The following is a 22,270-nucleotide window of genomic DNA, read 5'->3' on the forward strand; positions in this document are numbered from 1 at the left end:
TAAATGAAAATGATTGTCATGAGATCTGGTTTTCGAGCAGTTGTCGCCGGCGCCGCCACTCTGGCCACCCTCACCCTGGCGGGGTGCGGTGGTTCGTCCGCCGGTGACTCCGCTGGCTCCGGTGGCGACAAGCTCGACGTCGTGACTTCGTTCTACCCGCTCGAGTTCATCGCCCGCTCAGTGGGGGGCGACGCGGTGAACGTCACTACTCTGACAGCCCCCGGTGTCGAGCCGCACGATCTCGAGCTGACCCCCAAGCAGGTCGGCGAGATCGCCGAGGCGAAGCTCGTCGTGTACGAGAAGGAGCTGCAGCCGGCCGTCGACGAGGCCGTCGCGCAGAACGCGAAGGACACCGCCTTCGACGTCACCCCGGCCGCGAAGCTGGAGGCCACCGGCGCCGACTTCGAGGAGCACGAGGAAGGCGCGGCCGAGGAGGAGCACCACGACGACGCCCTCGACCCGCACTTCTGGCTCGACCCGGTCCGGTACACCGCGGTCGTGAAGGCCGTCGAGGAGAAGCTCGCGAGCGTCGACAGCGCCAACGCCGACGGGTACCACGAGCGGGCCAAGACGCTGCTCGACCAGCTCGGCAGGCTCGACTCCGAGTTCAAGACCGGCCTGGCGAACTGCAAGCTGAAGACGTTCGTGACCAGCCACGAGGCGTTCGCCTACCTCGCGAAGCGGTACGGTCTGACGATGGTCGGGATCGCCGGGGTGACGCCGGACGCCGAGCCGGCCCCGGCCCGGATCAAGGAGGTCCAGGACATCGTGAAGGCCCAGAAGGTGACGACCATCTTCTACGAGGAGCTGGTCAGCCCGAAGGTGGCCGAGACGATCGCCAAGGACGTCGGCGTGAAGACCGCCGTGCTGAGCCCGATCGAGGGCCTGTCGGACGCCAACTCCGACCAGACGTATCTGACCCTCATGCAGCAGAACCTGCAGGAGCTGCGAAAGGCGAACGGCTGCTCGTGACAGAAGACTCCGCCAAGGCCGTCCAGGTCGCCGATCTCTCGGTCGACCTGGGCGGCCGTCTGGTCCTCCGGGGCATCGACCTGCGGATCCGTCAGGGCGAGGTGGTCGCCGTGCTCGGCACCAACGGCTCCGGCAAGTCCACACTGATCAAGACCGTCGTCGGGCTGCTGCCGCCGGCCCGCGGCGAGGTCCGGTTGTTCGGGACGCCGGTCCCCCGGTTCCGCCAGTGGCGGCGGGTCGGGTACGTGCCGCAGCGGATCACCGCGGCCGGCGGCGTACCGGCGACCGTCCACGAGGTGGTGTCGTCCGGTCTGCTGTCGAAGCGGCGGTTCTTCACCCCGCTCGGTGCGGCCGGCAAGCGGGCGATCGAGGAGGCGCTGGAGGTCGTCGACATGGCCGACCGGCGCAAGGACGCGGTCGCCGAGCTGTCCGGCGGTCAGCAGCAGCGGGTGCTGATCGCGCGGGCGCTGGTGTCCGATCCCGAGCTGCTGATCCTCGACGAGCCGACGGCGGGCGTGGACCTGGCCAGCCAGCAGATCTTCGCCGACGCGATCCGCGAGCGGGTCGCGCGCGGCACGACCGTGGTGATGGTCAGCCACGACCTCGGCCCGATGGACGCGCTCGTCGACCGCTCGGTCGTGCTGCGCCGCGGCCGGATCGTGTACGACGGCCCGCCGCACGCCTCCCAGACGCACGCCCACGTCCACCACTCCCACACCGACGACGAACCCGGGTGGCTGACTCCATGAGCATGTTCGAGCTCGAGTTTATGCAGCGCGCGCTGATCGCGGGGCTGCTCACCGGGTTGTCCGCGCCGGCCATCGGGACGTATCTGGTGCAGCGGCGGCTGTCGTTGATGGGTGACGGGATCGGGCACATCGCGATCACCGGTGTCGCGCTGGGTCTGCTGACCGGTAGTGCGCCGGTGCTGACCGCCATCATCGTGGCGATCGCCGGTGCGACCGCGATCGAGCTGGTCCGCGCCCGCGGCAAGGCCACCGGGGACGTGGCGCTCGCACTGCTCTTCTACGGCGGCATCGCCGGCGGTGTGCTGCTGATCGGGCTGGCAGGTCAGGGCGCCGCCACGCTGAACACCTATCTGTTCGGCTCCCTCACCACGGTGTCCCAGAGCGACCTGTACGTCGTCGTCGGCCTCGCCGTCGCGGTGCTGGTCGTAGCGGTCGGTCTGGGTCCGCAGCTGTTCGCCGTCTGCCAGGACGAGGAGTTCGCCCGTACGACGGGACTCCGGGTCCAGCTGCTCAACCTGGTCATCGCGGTGATGGCCGCGGTCACTGTGACGGTGGCGATGCGGACCGTGGGGCTGCTGCTCGTCAGCGCGCTGATGGTCGTCCCGGTGGCGACTGCGCAGCAGGTGACGCGCTCGTTCCGTAGTACGTTCATCACCGCATGTGCCATCGGTGTGGCCGCGTGTCTGGCCGGCATCATCACGTCGTACAACGCGGATGTGGCGCCCGGCGCGACGATCGTGGTGCTGGCGCTGGCCGGGTTCGTGGTGGCTGCCGTTGCCGGGGCGCTGCTGCGGCGGCGGACCGGCCGGGCGCGTCCGCTCGCGGACGAGGAGCCGGAGGTCGGCGTACCGGCGCCGGAGCCGCACGTGGTGAGCGCCGGGCACCCACACGCGCACAACCCGGCGTGCGGCCACCAGAAGGTCGAGCACGGCGACCACGTCGACTACGTCCACGACGGCCACCTGCACGCGGCGCACGGAGATCACTGGGACGAACACTGAACTTGTCAGGTTCTGAGAGAATTGGCGGCGGTACGGAGATGACAGGAGGAACGGTGGCTATCGGAACACGCTCGACCCGTCAACGCGCGGCGGTCGCGCAGGCGCTCGACCTCATCGACGACTTCCGGACCGCCCAGGAGATCCACCAGGAGCTGCGGTCCGCGGGCGAGGCCGTCGGGCTGACCACCGTCTACCGCACCCTGCAGGCGCTTGCGGACTCCCGTGAGGTCGACGTACTGCGCACCGCCGACGGCGAAACGGCGTACCGGCGCTGCTCGAAGGGGCATCACCACCACCTGGTCTGCCGCAACTGCGGCCGCACCGTCGAGGTCGAGGGACCGGCCGTGGAGCGCTGGGCCGACAAGGTCGCGGCCGAGCACGGCTACACCGACATCAGCCACACGCTCGAGATCTTCGGCACCTGCCAGGAGTGCCAGAAGGCGTGACGTAGGTCACCTTTGCCTTAGAGCGCGCTCGAAGGCCTACCGTCGTAGGCATGAACACGACCGAGGTGCTGGACCGCCAGGCTGCGATCGCAGCGCACCAACCCGACCTGGCGCCGATGGATCCGGAGCTGGTGTGCCTGCTCGAGCTCCCGGAGGACCTGCCCGAGCAGCTCTCGATCGCCGAGGCGGCCGAGCTCACCGGCCTCACCGCCCACACCCTGCGGTACTACGAGCGGATCGGTCTGGTCGACGTACGCCGGGACGCCGCCGGCTACCGCAGCTACGACAAGCGGGCGATGTCGCGGATCGTGTTCATCAGCAGGCTGCGGGCCTCCGGCATGCCCATCGGCACGATCAGCGACTACCTGGAGCTGGTCCGCGAAGGCGACCACACCGCACCCCAGCGGCTCGCCCTGATGCAGGAGCACCGTGACCGGATCCACCGGCAGCTGCGCGAACTGCAGCTCGCCCTCGCGGTGACCGACTACAAGATCACCGTCTACGGCGGCACCGCCGCACCGTAGATCAACCGTTCAGCTCAGCCGACCGTGCCGACGCTCGGTTGGCGGAGCCATGCCTGAAACTGTGGAGAACTCATGAAACTGGGTGGACAAGGCGCCGAGGTCAGCCGGCTCGGCCTCGGCTGTATGGGGATGAGCTTCGCGTACGGCGCGGCCGACGACACCGAGTCGATCGCGACCCTGCACCGGGCGCTCGACCTCGGCATCACCTTCCTCGACACCGCCGACCTGTACGGGTTCGGAGCCAACGAGGAGCTCGTCGGGCGGACCGTCGCCGCCCGCCGGGACGAGGTGTTCCTGGCGACGAAGTTCGGCATCACCGGCGACCCGCGCAACATCGCGGCGCGTGGGGTGAACGGGTCGCCCGAGTACGTCCGCTCCGCGATCGACGCGTCGCTGCAACGGCTCGGCACCGATCACGTGGACCTGTACTACCAGCACCGGATGGATCCCGCCGTACCGATCGAGGACACGGTCGAGGCGATGGCGGCGCTCGTCGAGGCCGGGAAGGTCCGGTACCTCGGGCTGTCCGAGGCGTCCGCGGAGACGATCCGGCGGGCGCACGCCGTCCACCCGATCACCGCCGTCCAGACCGAGTGGTCGCTGTTCAGCCGGGACATCGAGGATTCGGTGCTGCCGGCGTGCCGCGAGCTCGGCATCGGGATCGTGCCGTACTCGCCGCTCGGGCGCGGCATGCTCACGGGCGCGCTGCCGAAGGACCTCGCGGCCGACGACTACCGCCGTACCCTCCCCCGGTTCACGGGCGACAACCTGGACGCGAACCTCGCGCTGGTCGAGGAGATCCGGGCGGTCGCCACGCGGTACGGCGCCACGCCGGGACAGATCGCGCTGGCCTGGGTACTTGCGCAGGGCAACGACGTGGCCCCGATCCCGGGAACGAAGCGCCGTACGTACCTGGAGGAGAACTTCGGCGCGCTCGAGGTCGGGCTGGCCGCCGAGGACGTCGAGGCCCTGTCGAAGCTGACCCCGGTCGGCACGCGGTACCCCGACATGGACTGGGTCGCCGGGCGGACCGCGCCGCGGAGCTGATAAACTGCACGCAGTAAGCCTTCCGTACCGGACTCTTCCGGCGGGAGGCTTTTCTGCGTTCTGATTCTTCTGAGGAGACCCATGTCTGATCTCGTGGTGCGCCGCGTCGAAGCGTCCGACCGAGTCCTGATGGAGCGGCTGTGGCTGATGTTCCGTCACGACCTGTCCGAGTTCCAGGGCCAGCTCCCGCGTCCCGACGGCAGCTACCGCAGCGAGTGGCTGGAGAACGTCCTGACCGGCGACCCCGAGTGGGCCGGCTACCTCATCTCGCTCGGGGAGAACCCGGTCGGCTTCTGCTTCATGCGGGCGCTGCAGCAGCCGGTGCGGGTGCTGAACGCCTTCTTCATGGTGCGTCCGGTACGCCGCAACGGTCTCGGGCTGCGCGCGGTCCAGGAAGTGCTGTCGCACCACCCGGGCCCGTGCGAAGTCGCGTTCCAGGGGAACAACGAGAAGGCGGTCCGGTTCTGGCAGCGGGTCGCGACCGAGCTCTCCGGTGACGTCTGGACACAGGAGGCACGCCCGATCAAGGGCAAGCCCGACGCGACCCCGGACCTGTGGATCTCGTTCAAGGTCTAGAAGAGGACGACCGACCGTAGTACGTCGCCGTGGTGCATCTTCGTGAAGGCCGCCTCGACCTCGTCCAGCGCGATCGTCTCGGAGACGAAGCGGTCGAGCGGTAGGCGGCCTTGGAGGTGCAGATCGATCAGCAGCGGGAAGTCGCGGGTCGGCAGGCAGTCGCCGTACCAGCTCGACTTCAGGGAGCCGCCGCGGCCGAAAAGGTCCAGGAGCGGCATGTCGAGCCGCATGTCGGGCGTGGGGACGCCGACCAGGACCACGGTGCCGGCCAGATCGCGGGCGTAGAAGGCCTGCTTCCAGGTCTCGGGGCGGCCGACCGCGTCGATCACGACATCGGCGCCGAACCCACCGGTGAGCTCCTGGACCGCCGCGACGACGCCGTCGTGGTCGAGGCCCTTCGAGTGGATCGTGTGGGTGGCGCCGAGCTCCCGCGCGGTGGCGAGTTTGCGTTCGTCGAGGTCGAGCGCGATCACCTTCGCCGCCCCGGCCAGCCGGGCGCCGACCAGCGCCGCCGTACCGACCCCACCGCAGCCGATCACGGCGACGGTGTCCCCGCGCCCGACGTTGCCGGTGTTGAGCGCGGCGCCGAGACCGGCCATCACGCCGCACCCGAGCAGCCCGGCCACCTCGGGCTTCGCCGCCGGGTCGACCTTCGTGCACTGCCCGGCCGCGACCAGGGTCTTCTCCGCGAACGCCCCGATCCCGAGCGCGGGGCTCAGCTCGGTGCCGTCCTGGAGCGTCATCTTCTGCTCGGCGTTGTGCGTGCTGAAGCAGTACCACGGGCGGCCGCGGAGGCAGGCGCGGCAGTTGCCGCAGACGGCCCGCCAGTTCAGTACGACGAAGTCACCCGGCTGTACGTCGGTCACGCCGTCGCCGACCGACTCCACGATCCCGGCGGCCTCATGCCCCAGCAGGAACGGGAACTCGTCGTTGATCCCGCCTTCGCGGTAGTGCAGATCCGTGTGGCAGACGCCGCACGCCTGCACCTGCACGACCGCTTCCCCGGGTCCCGGGTCCGGGATCGTGATCTCCTCGATCGACACCGGAGCACCCTTGCCCGCCGCCACCACACCACGCACCGTCTGAGCCATTCCCCGAACCTAACCGCCCGCCCCCGCTCCCGTCAGCCCCTTCGGCGTGCCTAACGACAGGACGTAGTCGTCTACGTATACCGCCCGCCACGCCTGAGGCCGGCCCGTCAGGACCCGGAGGACACCGACACCTCCTGTTCTTATGTCCACCGTTCGGGGGACAGTGCGTACGCCGGGCGGTGCTCCCGCGGGACCGTGGGTGGCCGCGAGAGTTGAGGGCATGGAGTACGACGAGGCAGTGAGGGTGCGCGGGCTGGTCAAGCGGTACCCGGACAAGGTCGCGGTCGACGGTGTCGACCTGGACATCCACCGGGGCGAGGTGTTCGCCCTGCTCGGCCCGAACGGGGCCGGTAAGACGACGACCACGGAGATCCTGGAGGGGTATCGCCGGGCCGACGAGGGTGAGATCAGCGTGCTGGGCACCGACCCGGCGCGCGGCGACCGGTACTGGCGGGCCCGGCTCGGGATCGTCGCGCAGACGACGCGGGACGAGGCGGTGCTGTCCGTCGCCGAGATGGTGACGCACTTCGCCGGCTACTACCCGAACCCGCGCGACCCCGACCAGGTGATCGCCGCGGTCGGTCTCGACGAGAAACGCAAGACCCGGATCCGCACCCTGTCCGGCGGCCAGCGCCGCCGCCTCGACGTGGCGCTCGGCGTGATCGGCAACCCGGAGCTGCTGTTCCTGGACGAGCCGACCACCGGGTTCGACCCCGAGGCGCGCCGGCAGTTCTGGACGCTCATCGAGGACCTCCGCACCGAGGGCACCACGATCCTGCTCACCACCCACTACCTGGACGAGGCCGAACACCTCGCCGACCGCGTCGGTGTGATCGCCGACGGAAAGATGGTCGAGGTCGCGACTCCCGACACGCTCGGCGGCCGCGGCGCCCGCACCGCGCGCGTCTCCTGGCTCAGCGCGGACGGTCCCCGCGAAGTACGCACCGATCGGCCGACGGCCGAGGTCGCCCGGCTGATGACGCAGTACGGCGGTGAGGTCCCCGAGCTGCAGGTACGGCGGCCAAGCCTGGAGGACATCTACCTGGAACTGATCGGGTCGGCCGCCGCCGCTCCGGCATTGGAAGGAGCTGTTCAGTGAGCACCGCACTGCCCTCGCCGTTGAAGGTCGGCCTGTCCCGGACCGGCATCGAGGTGAAGGAGTTCTTCCGCGAGCGGGAGCAGCTGATCTTCACATTCTTCTTCCCGATCATCTTCCTGGGCATCTTCTCCGCGGTGTTCAGCGGCACCGACTTCTCCGGCGGGGTCACCGCGGCGACGTACTTCACGCCCGGCATGATTGCCTCCGGCATCTTCCTGACCAGCTTCCAGTCGCTGGCCATCGCGATCGCGATCGAGCGCGACCAGGACGTGCTGAAGCGGCTCCGCGGGACGCCGATGTCGCCGCAGTCGTACTTCGTCGGCAAGATCGGCATGGTCCTGATCACCTCGATCCTGCAGTTCACGCTGCTGCTGGCGATCGCCGGGCTGGCGCTCGGTGTCGACATCCCGTCCTCGCCCGCCAAGTGGCTGCACTTCCTGTGGATCTTCGTGCTCGGCACCGCGTCCGGCTCGGTGCTGGGGATCGCGTTCTCCGTCGTACCGAAGTCCGGGCGGGCCGCGTCGGCGGTCGTCACGCCGGTCGTCCTGCTGCTGCAGTTCATCTCCGGCGTGTACTTCGTCTACAGCAGCCTGCCGGCGTGGATGCGGACGGTGTCCGAGTTCTTCCCGCTGAAGTGGCTGGCGCAGGGCATGCGCTCGGTGTTTCTCCCGGACGGGTACGAGGTGAACGAGCCGGGCGGGTCCTGGCAGCTCGGCACCGGCGCGATCGTGCTCACGGTCTGGCTGCTCGTCGGGCTCTTCCTCGCCCAGCGCGTCTTCCGCTGGACCCGCCGGGACGCGGGCTGATGGACCGGCCCGCCTGGCCTCGGAGCTGGATCCAGGCGTGGAGGAAGATGGGGTCCGTGCAGAGTTCACGCGGTGCCGCCGGACAGCCGGTCTGGACACAGACGCTGGTCGGTTGGCACATCGTGTTCTGGGTCCTGCTCGGGATGACGCTGGCGCTGTCGTTCACCGGTGACCTCGGGACGGTCCGGCAGACGGTGTACGTCGGTACGGTCGTGCTGCTCGGTGCGGCGTACCAGTTCATCGGGCTGCCCGCGGTGCGGTCCCGCCGGGCGCTCCCGTCGTACATCTATCGGCTGGTGCTGATCGGGTCCCTGATCGTCTTGATCGGGCTGTATCCGCAGTCGGTGTTCCTGATGTTCATCGCGTCGGCGCAGATCTGGTTGCTGTGCGAGGACGTCCGCGAGGGGGTCGGGTTCAGTCTGCTGCTCGTGGTGGGCGTCGGTACGGCGCAGTTGTGGAGCGCCGGGTGGGGCTGGGACGCGTTCTGGGCCATCCTGCCGTGGATGCTGGTCAGCCTGGTGGTCAGCCTGCTGTTCGGGATCTGGATCGAGAAGGTGATCACGCAGAGCCAGCAGCGCGCCGAGCTGATCGAGCAGCTGGAGTCCGCGCGGGACGAGCTGGCCGAGGCGCACCACAGCGCCGGGGTAATGGCCGAGCGCGAGCGGATGGCGCGGGAGATCCACGACACGCTCGCGCAGGGGATGACTTCGATCGTGATGCTCGCGCAGGCCGCGTCGGCCGAGCTGTCGCGGGGCGGTGCCGACGGCGCGACGGCTCGGTTGGCGGCGATCGAGGACACCGCGCGGGAGAACCTCGCCGAGGCGCGGGCGCTGGTTGCCGCGTTCACCCCGGTTGCGTTGTCCGAGGCAACGTTGACCGAAGTACTGCGCCGGCAGGCCGAGCGGTTCGCCGCCGAGACCGGTGTCGACGTACAGGTGTCGCTGGACCTGCCGGACGACGAGGTCGCGGCGCTGCCTCAGGCGCAGCAGGTGGTGCTGTTGCGGTCGGCGCAGGAGGCGCTGGCCAACGTGCGCAAACATGCGGCGGCGACGCAGGTACTGATCACGCTGGGGTTGTCGGACGGCCGGGTGTGGATCGAGATCCGCGACGACGGGTCCGGGTTCACGCCGGAGTCGGCGTCCGGCGGCTTCGGGCTGAGCGCGATGCGCGGGCGGGTCGAGGAGTCCGGCGGCACCGTCGAGGTGGAGAGCACACCCGGGCAGGGCACCCGGGTCCAGGTGTTGATTCCGGCCGTACAGGAGGATGTGTGATCCGGGTTCTGGTGGTCGACGACCATCCGGTCGTGCGGTCCGGGTTGAGCGGGATGCTCGCGGTGACCGACGACATCTGCGTGGTCGGCGAGGCCGGCGACGGTTCGGAGGCGCTGGCGCTGGTCGAGGCGACGCGGCCGGACGTCGTACTGATGGATCTGCGGATGCCGCGGATGGACGGCGTCGCGGCGACCGGGGCGATCGTGTCCGGTTACCCGTCGACGCGGGTCTTGGTGCTGACGACGTACGACACCGACTCGGAGATCCTGCATGCGGTCGAGGCCGGCGCCGCCGGGTACCTGCTGAAGGACACGCCGCATGCCGACCTGCTGAACGGGATCCGTGCGGCCGCTCGTGGTGAGACCGTCCTCGCGCCGCCGGTCGCGGCGCGGTTGATGTCGCGTCTGCGGACCCCGGCGCCACCGGCCGCCACGCAGCCGTCGCCGCGTGAACTCGAGGTACTCGCCGCGGTCGCACGCGGGCTCAGCAACGCCGAGATCGGGCGGGAACTGTTCATCGGCGAGGCCACGGTCAAGACGCATCTCCAGCGCCTGTTCGCCAAACTCGACGTCGACGACCGCACCCGAGCCGTCACCGTCGCGATCGAACGCGGCCTACTCCCGTCACCGGGACGCTGAGTAGGCCACGTTGCCTGGTCGCTGAGAACTGTCAGCGGCGCTCTTGGCCGGCGTCCGTTGCTCCGCGCATCAGGCGCAGCCGTGGGTCCTGGACGCCGCCGCTGGTCCCGGATTCCTGATCCGCCGGACGTTCACCGCCCTGCTCGGCCGAGATCGCCGGAGGCATCCCGATCCGCATAGTGTGCTCCAGCTCGGCCGCCCGGTTGGCCTCGTCGATGCTGTACTGCGCCATCTCGTTGACGTTGTGCATCCGCGAGTCGATGCCCTCACGCACGTCGGTCAGGCTGTCGCGGGTCCGGCTCACGTCGATCGTCAGCGACGTACTGGCGTCCCGGATGGCAGCGGAGTGCGCCCCGTCGCCGACCTGCAGCGAGGCCTGCTCGAGCTGGAACGCTGTGGCCCGGGCGTTGCCGAGCCGGTCGTACGCCGTCTTCAGGCCGGCATCCGTCTGCGTGGTCAGATTTTGGAGGTGGGCCACGCGGGTGCGCAGCTCGCCGGCCGCCTCCGCGCCGTACTCCGGGAACTGCTCGAGCGTGTCGACGTCGCTGAGCGCCTGGTCGAGGAACGCCGAGCTCCTGCCCAGATCGTCGTGGAAGTCCTCCAGCTCACCCTGCGCTCTCCCGATCCGGGATCCGAGATCCCCGGCGTCCTGCGCTGCGTGGTTGAACGAGAGCCGTACCTGGTCGTCAGCCTCTGCCCAGCGCGCCATGTCGCCACGGTCCCCGGTGCGGGACGCGAGCCGGCCCTGCGCCTCGGCCTCGAACTCGGCCTGCCGGACGCGGTCGCCCCCGGCCTGCAGCTGGCCGATGTCTTCCATCCGGTTCTCCAGCAGCCGGCCGTAGTTCCGGTCCTGGAGCGAGTCGGCCACGTAGTCGAGCGTCGCCCGCGCCCGGTTCATCGCCTGCGCGACCCGGTCGGTGAGGATCGCGATGTCTCTCTCGTTCGCCATCAGCGCTCTTCCTTCGTTCCGTTCGCGGCATCCTGCGACTGGGCCTGCGATGCGGCCCGTGCTCTGGCCTCGGCGGCCAGCCGGTCGTCCTCGGACAGACCGGCGCGCAGCTGCTCGGCCACCCTCCGGACCTGCTCCTGTGCGGCCCGCAGTTCCCGCTCCACGATCTGCTGCGGGTTCCCTTCCGTCGGCTGGTCCTGCACGCTGCGTCTCCCGTTCATGTCGTTGACACCTGCAACGAGACTAGACGCTCCGGGGGCGAACACCGTTCCCACCGGATCGCGTTCTCAGCTTTCGGAGCTCACCGGGTTCGGCACCGCACCGCCGTACCGCCGGTCGCGTTGCGCGTAGATCTCGATGGCCCGCCACAGGTCGCGCCGGTCGAAGTCCGGCCAGAGTGTGTCCAGGAACACCATCTCGGCGTACGCCAGCTGCCAGACCAGGAAGTTGCTGGTCCGCTGCTCCCCCGACGACCGGACGAACAGGTCGACCTCGGGGATGTCCGGCGCGTACAGGTGCCGGGCGATCGTCTGCTCGGAGATCCGGTCCGGCCTGATCTTGCCGTCGGCAACCTCCCGCGCGATCGACCGCATCGCGTCCGCGAGCTCCGCCCGGCCGCCGTAGTTCACGCAGAACTGCAGCGTGATCGTGTCGTTGTGCTTGGTCCGCTCCTGCGCGTACTCGAGCTCGTCGATCACGCTCTTCCACAACCGCGGCCGCCGCCCGGACCACACCACCCGGACCCCCATCGCGTCCAGCTCGTCGCGCCGCCGGTGGATCACCTCCCGGTTGAACCCCATCAGGAACCGCACCTCTTCCGGCGACCGCGCCCAGTTCTCCGTCGAGAACGCGTACGCCGAGATGTACTTCACCCCGATCTCGATCCCGCCCTTGATCACATCGAGCAACGACGCCTCACCGGCCTTGTGCCCCTCGGTCCGCGCCAGCCCCCGCTGCTTGGCCCACCGCCCGTTCCCGTCCATCACGATCGCCACATGATTCGGCACCAACTCAGCCGGAATCACCGGCGGCCGCGCCCCCGAAGGATGCCCCTCCGGCGCCACCACCGCCCTGTCCCCCCGCCCAGCAACCACACCCCGACCCCGACGACGACCAATAGGCGACATACCCCGCAGTCTCCCACCCGAACACCCCCACCCGACCGCCCACCCACCCCTCACCGAGGCCACCTGCAACAACGTGCAACCTGTGGATAACCCACCCCCTCGAACACCCTCCGTATGCCACCCTTACACCAACAGCACTCAAGAACGGAGCCCCACCCCATGCCCCGCCGACCGCTACTCGCCGCCGTCGCCACGCTCAGCACCCTCACCCTGCTGACCGCCTGCAACGGCTCCCCCGAAGCCGGCCGGCCCAACACAGCGCCCCCTTCGCCGTCCACCACCCCGAGCCCAACGCCGACGGCGCCGTCCACCCCAGCCCAGACCACGGTGGAACAGGCCGCCATCACGGCTGCCAAGGCGCGCTACGTTGCGGCCTGGACCGCCATCGACACGGCGCTCAACAACCCTCCTGCCGCGAGTCGCGCCAAGCTGTTGCAGGCCGGTACAGGCGGAGATTGGCTTATTCAGGTGTGGGGCAACGTCGAGTTCAACCAGCAGCGCGGTTGGTACCAGGACGGCAGGGTCCGCGTGGAGTCGATGACAGTGACATCGGTCAAAACGACAGGTGAGCAGCCCGAGGTGAACCTCAGCGCGTGCCTGAACTCGACCAAGGTCACACTGCGCTACCTGGCAACGCGTAAGCCCGTGCCTCTTGGGCCTGGGACGAGCGGGCGAAGCAAAGTACAGGCCAAGCTTGTCTTCGCGCCGCCGGACGGGCAGACCAAGAAGATGTGGTTCCTCGTGGATCAGCAGGATACGGGCGAATGCTGAGGCTCGTCCTCCGGCTCGTTGCCGGCCTTCTCATCAGCACCTTGGCGCTGACAACTATTGCCTTCGCAGGGACTTCGACTGAAGGCAAGAAGCTTCCGCCGAAGCCCGGCGACGATTACGTTCCGCTCTGTCTGCCGAACGGCCGTTGCTACTGGGCTCCTCGTTCTACGGTCGAGATTCCGCAGGACAAGCAGACGCAAGGGAAGAAGCCCGCCAAGTCGACCACGCGGAGGCCGGAGAGCGTCTGCTTCGATGGCGGTGCCGCACGCTCATGCACGTCCGATCCTGGCAATTGGTCGAACAGCCATCAGTGCTATCTGCAACGTCTCTCCCCACAACCTCCGAAGAGCGATCCCTCGTGGCAGGGGCACACGGATGGCGCAATCTGGTCTTGTGTTCGCGAGCAGGGCATCCGCTTCGTGACGCGGTGGATCTGGTTGCCTGGTAGACCCGACACGGTTGTGATCGATCCGGTGACGCTGGCTTACCAGGCAATTGGGGAAATGCAACTTGCACCGCCGCTCGTCAAGACGGCGCCGGCACCTGATCAGATCGGGTTGGTGAATATGCCGGTCTGGCTATGGGTGACCAAGACGGACAACACTTGGGGCCCGATAGTTCGGAGCGCGAGCGTTCCAGGCTTGACTGTGACGGTGACGGCTCGGGCGAAGGCCATCAACTGGTCCATGGGGGACGGTAAGACGGTTCGCTGTGAAGGGCCGGGAACCCCGTACGACGCGTCGATGGGTGTGAAGAGTTCGCCTACGTGCGGACATCGGTACGTGAAGACCTCGCACAAGCTGCCGAACTGCAAGTACCCGGTGACTGCGGTCGCGCAGTGGGAGATCAACTGGCAGAGCACTCTCGGCGACAGCGGTCAGATCTCCCTGACGCAGCAGGCAGCGACGCAGTTGCGCATCGGAGAAGCCGTCCCCGTGCTCGTCGACCCGGACGGTCGCGCCGCCACCGCACCCCCAAAGGCCGGCTGCTAACGACAGGTCTCGCGAAATCGTCCGGGTTAGCCGCAGACGATTGAGCGAAGCGTCAACTACCGATGGACGCCGTACGGTTCCGCCCCGGTAACCGAGACGGCTCACCGCGGCACCCACGACCTGCTCGCAGAACGAGGCCGGGCGTGTCCGTTCTCAGGCCGACGTCGGCAGTCAGTCGCCGTTCTCGGAGGTCATGATCTCGGTCGACTGCTGACTTGTTGGCCTGTCCACAGGGTCGCCGATGGAGCGAGCAAGGAATCCATACGAAGATTAGAATTCAGCCCATGCTTGGACCGGCGCGTGACGCGCGGATCTATCTGCTGGACGAGGATCAGCGGCAGGTTGCGCCTGGCGGGCCTGCGGTAATCGGTCCGGACGGGACGCGGGAGGAGATTCCGCCGCTGATGTATCGGGCCGTGCAGCATGTACTCGACGCCATGGGTGCGGGACAGGCGGTCAAGGTCATGCCGTTCCGGCCGGAGCTGCCGATCGACGAGGCGGCGTATGCGATCGGCATGCGAAGCGACGATCTGCGCAAGCATGTCGCCGCGGGCGATATTCCGTTTCGCTCCTCGGAGTACGTCGACTGGGTTCAACTGGCCGACGTGATCAATTGGGACAACGCGCGTCGCGAGCGGCGTCGTGCGATCCTCGACGAGATGCTTGCCGACGACGAAGCATAGGCGTCATGACCGAGACGACGTACGGGTCAGACGCCAGGGATACTGCACGCGCGTTCCTGGACGCCAACGTGATCCGTGGGCAGCAGACGACCGACGTGCTCTTGTCGTTAGCCGCCGCAGGGGTCTTCGAACCCCGCTGGACGGAGCAGGTCATCGATGAGATGCGCCGCAACCGGCCGCCCGGTGTGTCGGAGACGGCCATCGACAAGCGGATCACGCGAATGACGGCGCATTCGAAGAAGCGATGACGGAAGGTCAGCGGGCTCTGCTCAGTATGCCGCGTTCGAAGGGGTGGCTGAGCCTGGGGATCTGGAGGCTCCGCCTGCGGCTCCTCAGACGGGCAAGAGCGGCGGAGCCAAGCTATCGAGGGGCGAAAAACACCGAGCAGGACAGGTGATAGGGGTCTGGCTGCGCAGCGTCTGAACCAACGGACAATGGGAGTTCGGAGCTTGTTCAATCCAACTGCAGACTCGCGGATCTATCTGCCGGACGAAGGTGAGTTCGTGGTGGTGCCGGATGGGCCCTCGTTGACTGGGCCTGACGGGACGCGCGAGGAGGTGCCGCCGCGCTGTCGCGCGTGATGTACGGCAAAACCATGTCGGCGCCGGCGAGATTCCCTTTTCGTCGACGGCGTACGTCGACTGGGTGCGGCTGGCCGATGTCACCGAGTGGGACGCCGAGCGCCGCGCAAGACAGCGCAGCGTCCTCGACGAGCACTGGGCGGACGAGGCCGATGAGCAGCCGTCTTGATCGGGGTCGTGGGAGCTGGAGGCCGCGAGTCCAGTGCGCACTCATGGACGCTGCGGCCCGAGTACTCTCCGGCGTCGCGGGCCCGGAGCCGCACCATCGGGTATCTGCGAGGTATCCACAGGTGCGGTCAGGCTCCGTCTGCTGCGAGCCGACGGCGACTAAAATTGGTGCATGTTTCAGCCCAAGATGGACTCCCGGATCTATCTGCTCGACGAGGATGACCGACACACTGTGCCCGATGGGCCAGCCGTGGTTGGGCCTGGTGGGGAGCGGGAGGACATCCCACCGGCCGTGTTCCGGGTTATTCAGCATGTGCTGGAGGCGATGCGGGCGGGCCGGGCCGTCAAGGTCAGTCCATTGCGACCTGAGCTGCCGATCGATGAGGCGGCCGATGCCATCGGGATGCGGCGGGACGACTTCCGTGCGTACGTCGCCGAGGGCGCCATACCGTTCAGGTCCACGCAGTACGTGGACTGGGTCCGTCTGGCTGATGTCATCGAGTGGGACAACAGGCGCTATGCGGAGCAGGAGGCCGCGATGGACGAGCTGCTAGGCGGCGAGCCAACGGATGACGACGATCAGTCATGAAGGACACGCGGCAGAGCCACCCAGCTCGAGTCGAGACCGCGTTTCTTGATGCCAACGTAATTCGTGGCCAGCAGACAACGGATGTACTGCTGTCGCTGGCGAGCCGCCGTGTCTTCGAACCGCGCTGGACGCAGAAGGTCATCGACGAGATGCGGCGTAACCGGCCGCCTGGTCTGACAGAGGCTGCCATCGACAGGCGCATCACGACGATGAACAAGGCGTTCCCGCGTGCGATGACGGCGGCGCCGCCGCAGGCGTTGGAAGATGAGATGCAGGCGGACCCGAAGGACAAGCATGTGCTGGCGGGAGCCGTGCACAGTGAGTCCGATGTGCTGGTCACCGACAATCTGAAAGACTTCGCCCCGCCGACGTCAGGGCCGAATGCCATGCGGGTCGAGAACCTGAATCAGTTCCTCATCCGGAAGCTCGAGGAGGATCCCGAACGGTTGCAGGAGGGTCTGCACGCCATGCTCGATCGCAATCGGCGGGAGCCAAGGTCGATGTCGGCGTTGATTGACACGATGGCGGAGGGGCAGGAGCTTCGGGGGTTTGCTCGGCAGCTCAATAGTGTGGTGCCGCCGGACCAGCGAGGGAGTTCTCCGGTGTTGGTAGGGACTCAGCGGGGGTCTGCTCAGTACGCCGCGTTCGAGGGGGTCGTTGAGCCGGGCAAGCCGGACGCTCCGTCTACGGCTCCTGAGGCGCGGAAGAGCGGTGGCTCGAAGGGCGTCGAGAAGGCGAAGGGCACCGAGCAGGATAAGTAGGCAAGGGCTGACGGCGCGGCCCGGCGCTGCCCTGGACGAGAAGCTGATGGGCGGTCCGCCGGAATCGCTGGATCGGGCTTTGTGTGACGGCTTCGACTGATCGGTCGCCACACTCGGTGCGCTCGACCACACCCTTTGGCTGCAATGCGTCCTGCGTCGCACCGCTTGTCCACAGGCCCGTGGAGAACGCGGATCCACGGTCTCAACTGACGGATAGGATCTGAACATGGCTGGACCGACTGATGCGCGGATCTATCTGCTGGATGAGGACGATCGGCGGATCGTGCCGGGTGGGCCAGCAGTGATCGGACCGGACGGCGTGCGAGAGGAGATTCCACCCGCAGCGTTCCGCGTGCTGCAGCACGCGCTCGAGGCGATGCGGGCCGGGCGGGCAGTCAAGATCATTCCGCTGCGGACGGAGTTGCCGATCGACCAGGCGGCGGACGCGGTCGCCGTGGCGCGCGACGTGCTTCGGAAGCACGTCGGTGCCGGAGAGATCCCCTTCCGGTCGACGGAGTACGTCGACTGGGTGCAGCTGAAGGATGTCATTGAGTGGGACAACAGGCGCCAAGCAGCGACACGCGCCGTGCTCGACGAATACTGGGCGAGCGATTCTGACGATGATGACCATCCGTCATGATCGAGTCCGGGCGGTCTGAGAGCGCTAGCCCGGAGCGTGCGTTCCTGGACGCGAACGTGATCCGCGGCCAGCAGACCACCGACGTTCTGCTGTCGCTCGCCGCCGAGCGCGTCTACGAGCCGCGGTGGACCCAGAAGGTGATCGACGAGATGCGTCGGAACCGACCGCCCGGGCTATCCGAGGCGGACATCGACCGGCGCATCCGAGCGATGAACAACGCCTTCCCGGATGCCATGGTCGATGAACCACCGCAGGACCTGCAGGATCAGATGCAGGCCGATCCCAAGGACAAACATGTACTGGCGGGTGCCGTACACAGTGGGTCGGCGGTGTTGGTCACGGACAATCTGAAGGACTTCCACCCGCCGACTTCGGGATCGAACCAGATGCGGGTCGAGAACCTGAACCAGTTTCTCGGCCGCCAACTCGACGAACACCCGGAGCAGGTGCAGGCCGGACTGCAGAACATGGTGAGTCGGCACCGGCGGGAGCCGAAGACGATGTCGGCCTTGATCGACACGATGGCGGAGGGGCAGGAGCTGCGGGGGTTTGCGCAGAAGTTGAACACTGTGGTGCCGCCGGAGCAGCGCGGGACATCGCCGGTGCTGGTGGCGAATCAGCGGGGGTCTGCTCAGTATGTCGCGTTCGAGGGGGTCGTTGAGCCGGGGAAGCCGGAGGCTCCGTCTACCGCTCCTGAGGCGCGGAAGGGTGACGGCTCGAAGGGCGTCGAGAAGGCGAAGGGCACCGAGCAGGATAAGTAGGCAAGGGCTGACGGCGCGGCCCGGCGCTGCCCTGGACGAGAAGCTGATGGGCGGTCCGCCGGAATCGCTGGATCGGGCTTTGTGTGACGGCTTCGACTGATCGGTCGCCACACTCGGTACGCTCGACCACACCCTTTGGCTGCAATGGGTCCTGCGTCGCACCGCTTGTCCACAGGCCCGTGGAGAACGCAAATCTACGGTCTCAACTGACGGATAGAATCCAGACATGTCTGGACCGACGACTGACTCGCGGATCTACTTGCTGGAAGCGGACGAGCGCGCCGTCGAGCCGGGTGGGCCCGCAGTGATCGGGCCGGACGGGACACGCGAAGAAATTCCGCCAGTCGTATACCAGGCTGTGCAGCATGTGCTCGAGGCGATGCGGGCGGGCCGGGCGGTCAAAGTCGTTCCATTACGCACCGAGTTGCCGATCGACGATGCAGCAGATGCCATCGCGATCGGGCGAGACGACCTCCGCGAGTACGTCGCTGAAGGCGCAATTCCGTTCAGGTCCTCGGAGTACGTCGACTGGGTTCAGCTGGCCGACGTCATCAAGTGGGACATCGCACGCCGCGAGCGACGGCGTGCGATTCTCGATGAGATGCTCGCGGACGAGGAGGAGTAGGCGGCGTGACCGCGTCGCCGTACTCGCCCGACTCCGGCAAGCCCGAGCGCGCGTTCTTGGACGCGAACGTGATCCGAGGACAACAGACCACCGACGTGTTGCTGTCGTTGGCTGATCATGACGTCTTCGAGCCGCGCTGGACTCAGCAGGTGATCGACGAGATGCGCCGCAACCGGCCACCAGGGGTGTCGGAGAAATCCATCGACCGACGCATCGCACGTATGAACGGCGCATTCGAGAAAGCGATGAGATCAGCTCCGCCACAGGAGTTGCAGGACCAGATGAGGGCGGATCCGAAGGACAAGCATGTCTTGGCGGGGGCCGTCCACAGTCAGTCACAGGTACTTGTCACCGACAACCTCAAGGACTTCAACCCGCCGACAACCGGATCGAACGCGATGCGGGTCGAAAGTCTCAATCAGTTCTTGATCCGCAAGCTCGACGAGGAGCCCCAGCGGGTTCAGGAGGGCCTGCGGGACATGCTCGACCGTAATCGGCGGGAGCCGAAGACGATGTCGGCCTTGATTGATGTGATGGCGGAGGGGCAGGAGCTTCGGGGGTTTGCGCAGAAGTTGAATACTGTGGTGCCGGCGGAGCAGCGGGGGACGTCGCCGGTGCTCGTGGCGACTCAGCGGGGGTCTGCTCAGTACGCCGCGTTCGAGGGGGTGGCTGAGCCTGGCACGCCTGCGGCTCCCGCTGCGGCGCCTGAGGCGCGGAAGAGCGGTGGCTCGAAGGGCGCGGAGAAAGCGAAGGACACCGAGCAGGACAAGTGATCGGTACCAGGTTCCTCGGTTCGCCAGGTCGGTGTGCGCTGGGCCACGGGGGCCTAGGAGGCTCCGGTGGTGAGGTCCAGGTGGGGTAGGGAGCGGAGTTGGTTGTCTTGGTGGTAGGTGAAGAAGGCGGCTATCAGGCCGGTGGATTCCCGGCGGGTTCTGGGGTCGGCTTGGAGGGCGGTGGGCCAGTCGCCGGTGAGGAGGGCGGCCAGGTGGGTGACTGTGGCTTGGGACGGCATGGCTGAGGCGGGTGGGCGGCAGGTGGTGCAGACCATGCCGCCGGCGGCGGGGTTGAAGGCTCGGTGGGGGCCTGGTTCGCCGCAGCGGGCGCAGTCGTCGAAGGACGGGGCGTAGCCGGCGATCGCCAGGGATCGGAGCAGGAACGAGTCGAGGACCAGGGCGGGCTCGCGTTCGCCGGTGGACAGGACGCGGAGGGCGCCGGCCAGCAGGAGGTGCTGCTGGGTCGCCGGTTCCTTCTCCTCGACGACCAGGCGGTCGGCGGTCTCCAGCAGGACGGTCCCTGCCGTGTACCGCGCGTAGTCGTCGACGATCCCTTCGCCGTACGCCGCGATCGACTCGGCCTGCGTGACGACGTCCAGCGTCCGGCCGGTCGCCAGTTGCAGGTCGACGTGGCTGAACGGCTCCAGGCGGGCGCCGAAGCGCGACGACGTACGGCGGACTCCCTTGGCGACCGCGCGCACCTTGCCGTTGGCGCGGGTCAGCAGCGTGGCGATCCGGTCCGCCTCACCCAGCTTCTGGGTGCGCAGCACGATCGCCTGATCCCGGTAGAGCGGCACGACGTCAGTGTCTCACTCCCGGCCGACATACTCCTCGAGGCTGATCGGTTCCTGCCCGGTGATGTCACGCACCGCGGTCGACACCTGCGACAGTTCGCCGCTCGCGATCGCGGCGTACGACGTGACCCACCCGGCCACCTCCCACGCTGGCGCGCCGTACGACTCCCGGGACCGGTACGCCTCGTCGAGCGTCTCCGGCTCGTACCGGACCTTGCGGCCCCACGCCTCGGTCAGTACGCCGGCCGCCTCGGACAACGTGAACGCTGCCGGTCCGGTCAGGTCGTACGTCGCACCGCCGAACCCCGACCCGGTGAGTACCCGGGCCGCCACGGCCGCCACGTCGTCCCGCGCCACCGCGGACACCCGCCCGTCCCCCGCCGGACCGCGGATCACGTCGTCCGGCCCGGCGAACCCGGGTACGAAATCGAGGTACAGGTTGTCCCGCAGGAAGGTGAAGTCGACACCGCTCGACCGGATGTGCTGCTCGGTGTGCCAGTGGTCGCGCGCGAACGTGAACGTCGCCCCGGGCGCCGCCCCGACGAACGAGGTGTACACGATCCGCCGTACCCCCGCCGCCACCGCCGCGTCGACCGTTGCCTTGTGCAACGCCACCCGGTCCGCCGACTCCGTTGCACTGAGCAACATCAGTACGTCGACACCGTCGAGCGCCGCCAGCAGCGCGGCATGCTCGCCGTACGCCGCCTGCGCCACCGAGGCACCCGGCACCGACGGCGCCCGCGCCGGATCCCGCACGATCAACCGGAGCTGCTCCCCGGTCAACCGTTCGACGATCCGCGACCCGAGCTGACCGGTCGCACCGGTGACGCCGATCACTTGCCCACCAGGTCCATTCCACCCTGCTGGTACCGCTGCCCGGCCACCGCGTCCGGCGGGAACGCCGCGTCCAGCGCCGCCAGCTCGTCGGCCGAGAACGAGACCTCCGCCGCGCCCAGGTTCTCCGCCAGGTACTTGCGCCGCTTGGTCCCCGGGATCGGCGCCACGTCATTGCCCTGCGCAAGCAACCAGGCGAGCGCCAGCTGGCTCGGCGTCACGCCCTTCGACGCGGCCAGCGCCTTCACCTGCTCGACCAGGTCCAGGTTCCGCTGGAAGTTCTCGCCCTGGAACCGCGGCAGCGTGCGCCGCATGTCGTCGTCGGGGAAGTCCGCCTCGGACTTGATCTGCCCGGTCAGGAACCCGCGCCCGAGCGGGCTGAACGGCACGAACCCGATGCCCAGCTCCCGCAGCGTCGGCAGGACGACGGTCTCCGGGTCGCGCGTCCACAACGACCACTCGCTCTGTACGGCGCTGATCGGGTGGACGGCATGCGCCGCGCGCACCGTCTCCCCGTTCACCTCGGACAGCCCGAGGTACCGCACCTTGCCCGCCTCGACCGCCGAGGCCATCGCCCCGACCGTCTCCTCGATCGGGACCTGGGGATCGCGCCGGTGCAGGTACCACAGGTCGATGTGCTCCACCCCCAGGCGCCGCAGCGACGCGTCCAGGGCCTCCAGCGCGTACTCCGGCGACCCGTCGACTGCGGTCGGAGGCGCCGGCGACGTCGGGTCGCTGCGCTTGAACCCGAACTTGGTCGCGAGCACCACCTCGTCGCGGCGGCCGGCCAGTGCGCGCCCGACGAGCTCCTCGTTCTCGCCGTCGCCGTACACGTCGGCGGTGTCGATGAAGGTGCATCCGGCGTCGATGGCCGCGTGCAGGGTCGCGATCGACTCGGCGTCGTCCGCGCGGACGCCGTACGACTGGGACATCCCCATGCAGCCGAGGCCGAGGCAGGAAACGGTCAGGTCACCGAGCTGGGATTCACGCATGTCCCGAACC

At 68.2% G+C, this 22,270-nt stretch carries 28 protein-coding genes; 21 read left to right on the forward strand and 7 right to left on the reverse strand.

Going from position 1 to position 22,270, the window contains the following annotated elements; genetic code table 11:
• Window positions 1-18: 18 nt before the first annotated feature.
• From BJY22_RS33060 to BJY22_RS33090, 7 genes are all read left to right on the forward strand, one after another.
• Window positions 19-972, forward strand: a complete 954-nt coding sequence (locus BJY22_RS33060) for a metal ABC transporter substrate-binding protein (RefSeq protein WP_167214797.1) — start codon at window positions 19-21, stop codon at window positions 970-972.
• Complete coding sequence (locus BJY22_RS33065; RefSeq protein WP_337759703.1) at window positions 969-1,721, forward strand: metal ABC transporter ATP-binding protein; 753 nt, start codon at window positions 969-971, stop codon at window positions 1,719-1,721. The genes BJY22_RS33060 and BJY22_RS33065 overlap by 4 nt, the downstream gene beginning before the upstream one ends.
• Complete coding sequence (locus BJY22_RS33070; RefSeq protein WP_167214800.1) at window positions 1,718-2,722, forward strand: metal ABC transporter permease; 1,005 nt, start codon at window positions 1,718-1,720, stop codon at window positions 2,720-2,722. Before BJY22_RS33065 ends, BJY22_RS33070 begins: the two co-directional genes overlap by 4 nt.
• Window positions 2,723-2,775: 53 nt before the next feature.
• Window positions 2,776-3,168, forward strand: a complete 393-nt coding sequence (locus BJY22_RS33075; protein ID WP_337759704.1) for a Fur family transcriptional regulator — start codon at window positions 2,776-2,778, stop codon at window positions 3,166-3,168.
• Window positions 3,169-3,218: 50 nt separating this feature from the next.
• On the forward strand, window positions 3,219-3,692 hold the full coding sequence (locus tag BJY22_RS33080; RefSeq protein WP_167214806.1) for a MerR family transcriptional regulator: 474 nt from the start codon (window positions 3,219-3,221) through the stop codon (window positions 3,690-3,692).
• Between the two features lie 72 nt (window positions 3,693-3,764).
• The gene (locus BJY22_RS33085) at window positions 3,765-4,739 is read left to right on the forward strand and encodes an aldo/keto reductase (protein WP_167214809.1); all 975 of its coding nucleotides are present in this window, start codon (window positions 3,765-3,767) and stop codon (window positions 4,737-4,739) included.
• Window positions 4,740-4,820: 81 nt separating this feature from the next.
• Window positions 4,821-5,315 carry a GNAT family N-acetyltransferase gene (locus BJY22_RS33090; RefSeq protein ID WP_167214812.1) on the forward strand — a complete coding sequence of 165 codons (495 nt, stop codon included), beginning with the start codon at window positions 4,821-4,823 and terminating at the stop codon, window positions 5,313-5,315.
• Here BJY22_RS33090 and BJY22_RS33095 read toward each other — a convergent pair.
• The gene (locus tag BJY22_RS33095) at window positions 5,312-6,406 is read right to left on the reverse strand and encodes an S-(hydroxymethyl)mycothiol dehydrogenase (protein ID WP_167214815.1); all 1,095 of its coding nucleotides are present in this window, start codon (window positions 6,404-6,406) and stop codon (window positions 5,312-5,314) included. The genes BJY22_RS33090 and BJY22_RS33095 overlap by 4 nt on opposite strands.
• Before the next feature lie 220 nt (window positions 6,407-6,626).
• Between BJY22_RS33095 and BJY22_RS33100 the strand changes: the two genes are divergently transcribed.
• Genes BJY22_RS33100 through BJY22_RS33115 form a run of 4 tightly spaced genes read left to right on the forward strand, consistent with a single transcriptional unit; the run spans window position 6,627 to window position 10,220 of the window.
• A complete protein-coding gene (locus BJY22_RS33100) occupies window positions 6,627-7,505 on the forward strand; it encodes an ABC transporter ATP-binding protein (protein ID WP_202891370.1) in 879 nt (292 codons plus the stop codon).
• Window positions 7,502-8,311 (forward strand): ABC transporter permease, encoded by an 810-nt coding sequence (locus BJY22_RS33105; protein ID WP_337759705.1) that lies wholly within the window; start codon window positions 7,502-7,504, stop codon window positions 8,309-8,311. The genes BJY22_RS33100 and BJY22_RS33105 overlap by 4 nt, the downstream gene beginning before the upstream one ends.
• Before the next feature lie 47 nt (window positions 8,312-8,358).
• Entirely contained in the window at window positions 8,359-9,582 is a 1,224-nt protein-coding gene (locus tag BJY22_RS33110) for a sensor histidine kinase (protein WP_238350533.1), read from the forward strand.
• Window positions 9,579-10,220, forward strand: a complete 642-nt coding sequence (locus BJY22_RS33115; protein ID WP_167214821.1) for a response regulator — start codon at window positions 9,579-9,581, stop codon at window positions 10,218-10,220. Before BJY22_RS33110 ends, BJY22_RS33115 begins: the two co-directional genes overlap by 4 nt.
• A gap of 31 nt (window positions 10,221-10,251) precedes the next feature.
• On the opposite strand, the gene BJY22_RS33120 is transcribed toward BJY22_RS33115, so the two are convergent.
• The 3 genes from BJY22_RS33120 to BJY22_RS33130 all read right to left on the reverse strand — a co-directional run bounded on the left by BJY22_RS33120 (window position 10,252) and on the right by BJY22_RS33130 (window position 12,296).
• Entirely contained in the window at window positions 10,252-11,169 is a 918-nt protein-coding gene (locus tag BJY22_RS33120; RefSeq protein WP_167214824.1) for a hypothetical protein, read from the reverse strand.
• A complete protein-coding gene (locus tag BJY22_RS33125; protein WP_167214827.1) occupies window positions 11,169-11,390 on the reverse strand; it encodes a hypothetical protein in 222 nt (73 codons plus the stop codon). The genes BJY22_RS33120 and BJY22_RS33125 overlap by 1 nt, the downstream gene beginning before the upstream one ends.
• A 66-nt stretch (window positions 11,391-11,456) precedes the next feature.
• Complete coding sequence (locus tag BJY22_RS33130) at window positions 11,457-12,296, reverse strand: isoprenyl transferase (RefSeq protein WP_202891371.1); 840 nt, start codon at window positions 12,294-12,296, stop codon at window positions 11,457-11,459.
• Between the two features lie 159 nt (window positions 12,297-12,455).
• Here BJY22_RS33130 and BJY22_RS33135 point away from each other — a divergent pair, with 159 nt between their 5' ends.
• From BJY22_RS33135 to BJY22_RS33180, 10 genes are all read left to right on the forward strand, one after another.
• The gene (locus BJY22_RS33135; protein WP_167214833.1) at window positions 12,456-13,067 is read left to right on the forward strand and encodes a hypothetical protein; all 612 of its coding nucleotides are present in this window, start codon (window positions 12,456-12,458) and stop codon (window positions 13,065-13,067) included.
• Window positions 13,061-14,059, forward strand: a complete 999-nt coding sequence (locus BJY22_RS33140) for a hypothetical protein (RefSeq protein ID WP_167214836.1) — start codon at window positions 13,061-13,063, stop codon at window positions 14,057-14,059. The genes BJY22_RS33135 and BJY22_RS33140 overlap by 7 nt, the downstream gene beginning before the upstream one ends.
• Before the next feature lie 284 nt (window positions 14,060-14,343).
• Window positions 14,344-14,742 (forward strand): hypothetical protein, encoded by a 399-nt coding sequence (locus tag BJY22_RS33145; protein WP_167214839.1) that lies wholly within the window; start codon window positions 14,344-14,346, stop codon window positions 14,740-14,742.
• A gap of 5 nt (window positions 14,743-14,747) precedes the next feature.
• Window positions 14,748-14,990 carry a hypothetical protein gene (locus tag BJY22_RS33150; RefSeq protein ID WP_167214842.1) on the forward strand — a complete coding sequence of 81 codons (243 nt, stop codon included), beginning with the start codon at window positions 14,748-14,750 and terminating at the stop codon, window positions 14,988-14,990.
• 673 nt (window positions 14,991-15,663) lie between these two features.
• Window positions 15,664-16,080 (forward strand): hypothetical protein, encoded by a 417-nt coding sequence (locus tag BJY22_RS33155; protein ID WP_167214846.1) that lies wholly within the window; start codon window positions 15,664-15,666, stop codon window positions 16,078-16,080.
• Window positions 16,077-16,841 (forward strand): PIN domain-containing protein, encoded by a 765-nt coding sequence (locus tag BJY22_RS33160; protein WP_167214849.1) that lies wholly within the window; start codon window positions 16,077-16,079, stop codon window positions 16,839-16,841. Before BJY22_RS33155 ends, BJY22_RS33160 begins: the two co-directional genes overlap by 4 nt.
• A 226-nt stretch (window positions 16,842-17,067) precedes the next feature.
• On the forward strand, window positions 17,068-17,481 hold the full coding sequence (locus BJY22_RS33165; protein WP_167214852.1) for a hypothetical protein: 414 nt from the start codon (window positions 17,068-17,070) through the stop codon (window positions 17,479-17,481).
• Window positions 17,478-18,242: a PIN domain-containing protein gene (locus BJY22_RS33170; protein WP_167214854.1), complete on the forward strand. Its 765-nt coding sequence runs from the start codon at window positions 17,478-17,480 to the stop codon at window positions 18,240-18,242. The genes BJY22_RS33165 and BJY22_RS33170 overlap by 4 nt, the downstream gene beginning before the upstream one ends.
• A 226-nt stretch (window positions 18,243-18,468) precedes the next feature.
• Entirely contained in the window at window positions 18,469-18,867 is a 399-nt protein-coding gene (locus tag BJY22_RS33175) for a hypothetical protein (RefSeq protein ID WP_167214856.1), read from the forward strand.
• Window positions 18,868-18,872: 5 nt separating this feature from the next.
• Complete coding sequence (locus BJY22_RS33180) at window positions 18,873-19,640, forward strand: PIN domain-containing protein (RefSeq protein ID WP_167214859.1); 768 nt, start codon at window positions 18,873-18,875, stop codon at window positions 19,638-19,640.
• A gap of 53 nt (window positions 19,641-19,693) precedes the next feature.
• Here BJY22_RS33180 and recO read toward each other — a convergent pair whose 3' ends face one another.
• The 3 genes from recO to BJY22_RS33195 are packed head-to-tail and all read right to left on the reverse strand — an operon-like array spanning window position 19,694 to window position 22,260.
• Window positions 19,694-20,437, reverse strand: a complete 744-nt coding sequence (gene recO / locus BJY22_RS33185; RefSeq protein ID WP_167214862.1) for a DNA repair protein RecO — start codon at window positions 20,435-20,437, stop codon at window positions 19,694-19,696.
• 12 nt (window positions 20,438-20,449) lie between these two features.
• Complete coding sequence (locus tag BJY22_RS33190; RefSeq protein WP_167214865.1) at window positions 20,450-21,271, reverse strand: NAD(P)H-binding protein; 822 nt, start codon at window positions 21,269-21,271, stop codon at window positions 20,450-20,452.
• Window positions 21,268-22,260, reverse strand: coding sequence for an aldo/keto reductase (locus BJY22_RS33195; protein ID WP_167214868.1), 993 nt, complete (start codon window positions 22,258-22,260; stop codon window positions 21,268-21,270). Before BJY22_RS33195 ends, BJY22_RS33190 begins: the two co-directional genes overlap by 4 nt.
• Between the last annotated feature and the right edge of the window lie 10 nt (window positions 22,261-22,270).

This window comes from Kribbella shirazensis (assembly GCF_011761605.1).
Taxonomy (GTDB): domain Bacteria; phylum Actinomycetota; class Actinomycetes; order Propionibacteriales; family Kribbellaceae; genus Kribbella; species Kribbella shirazensis.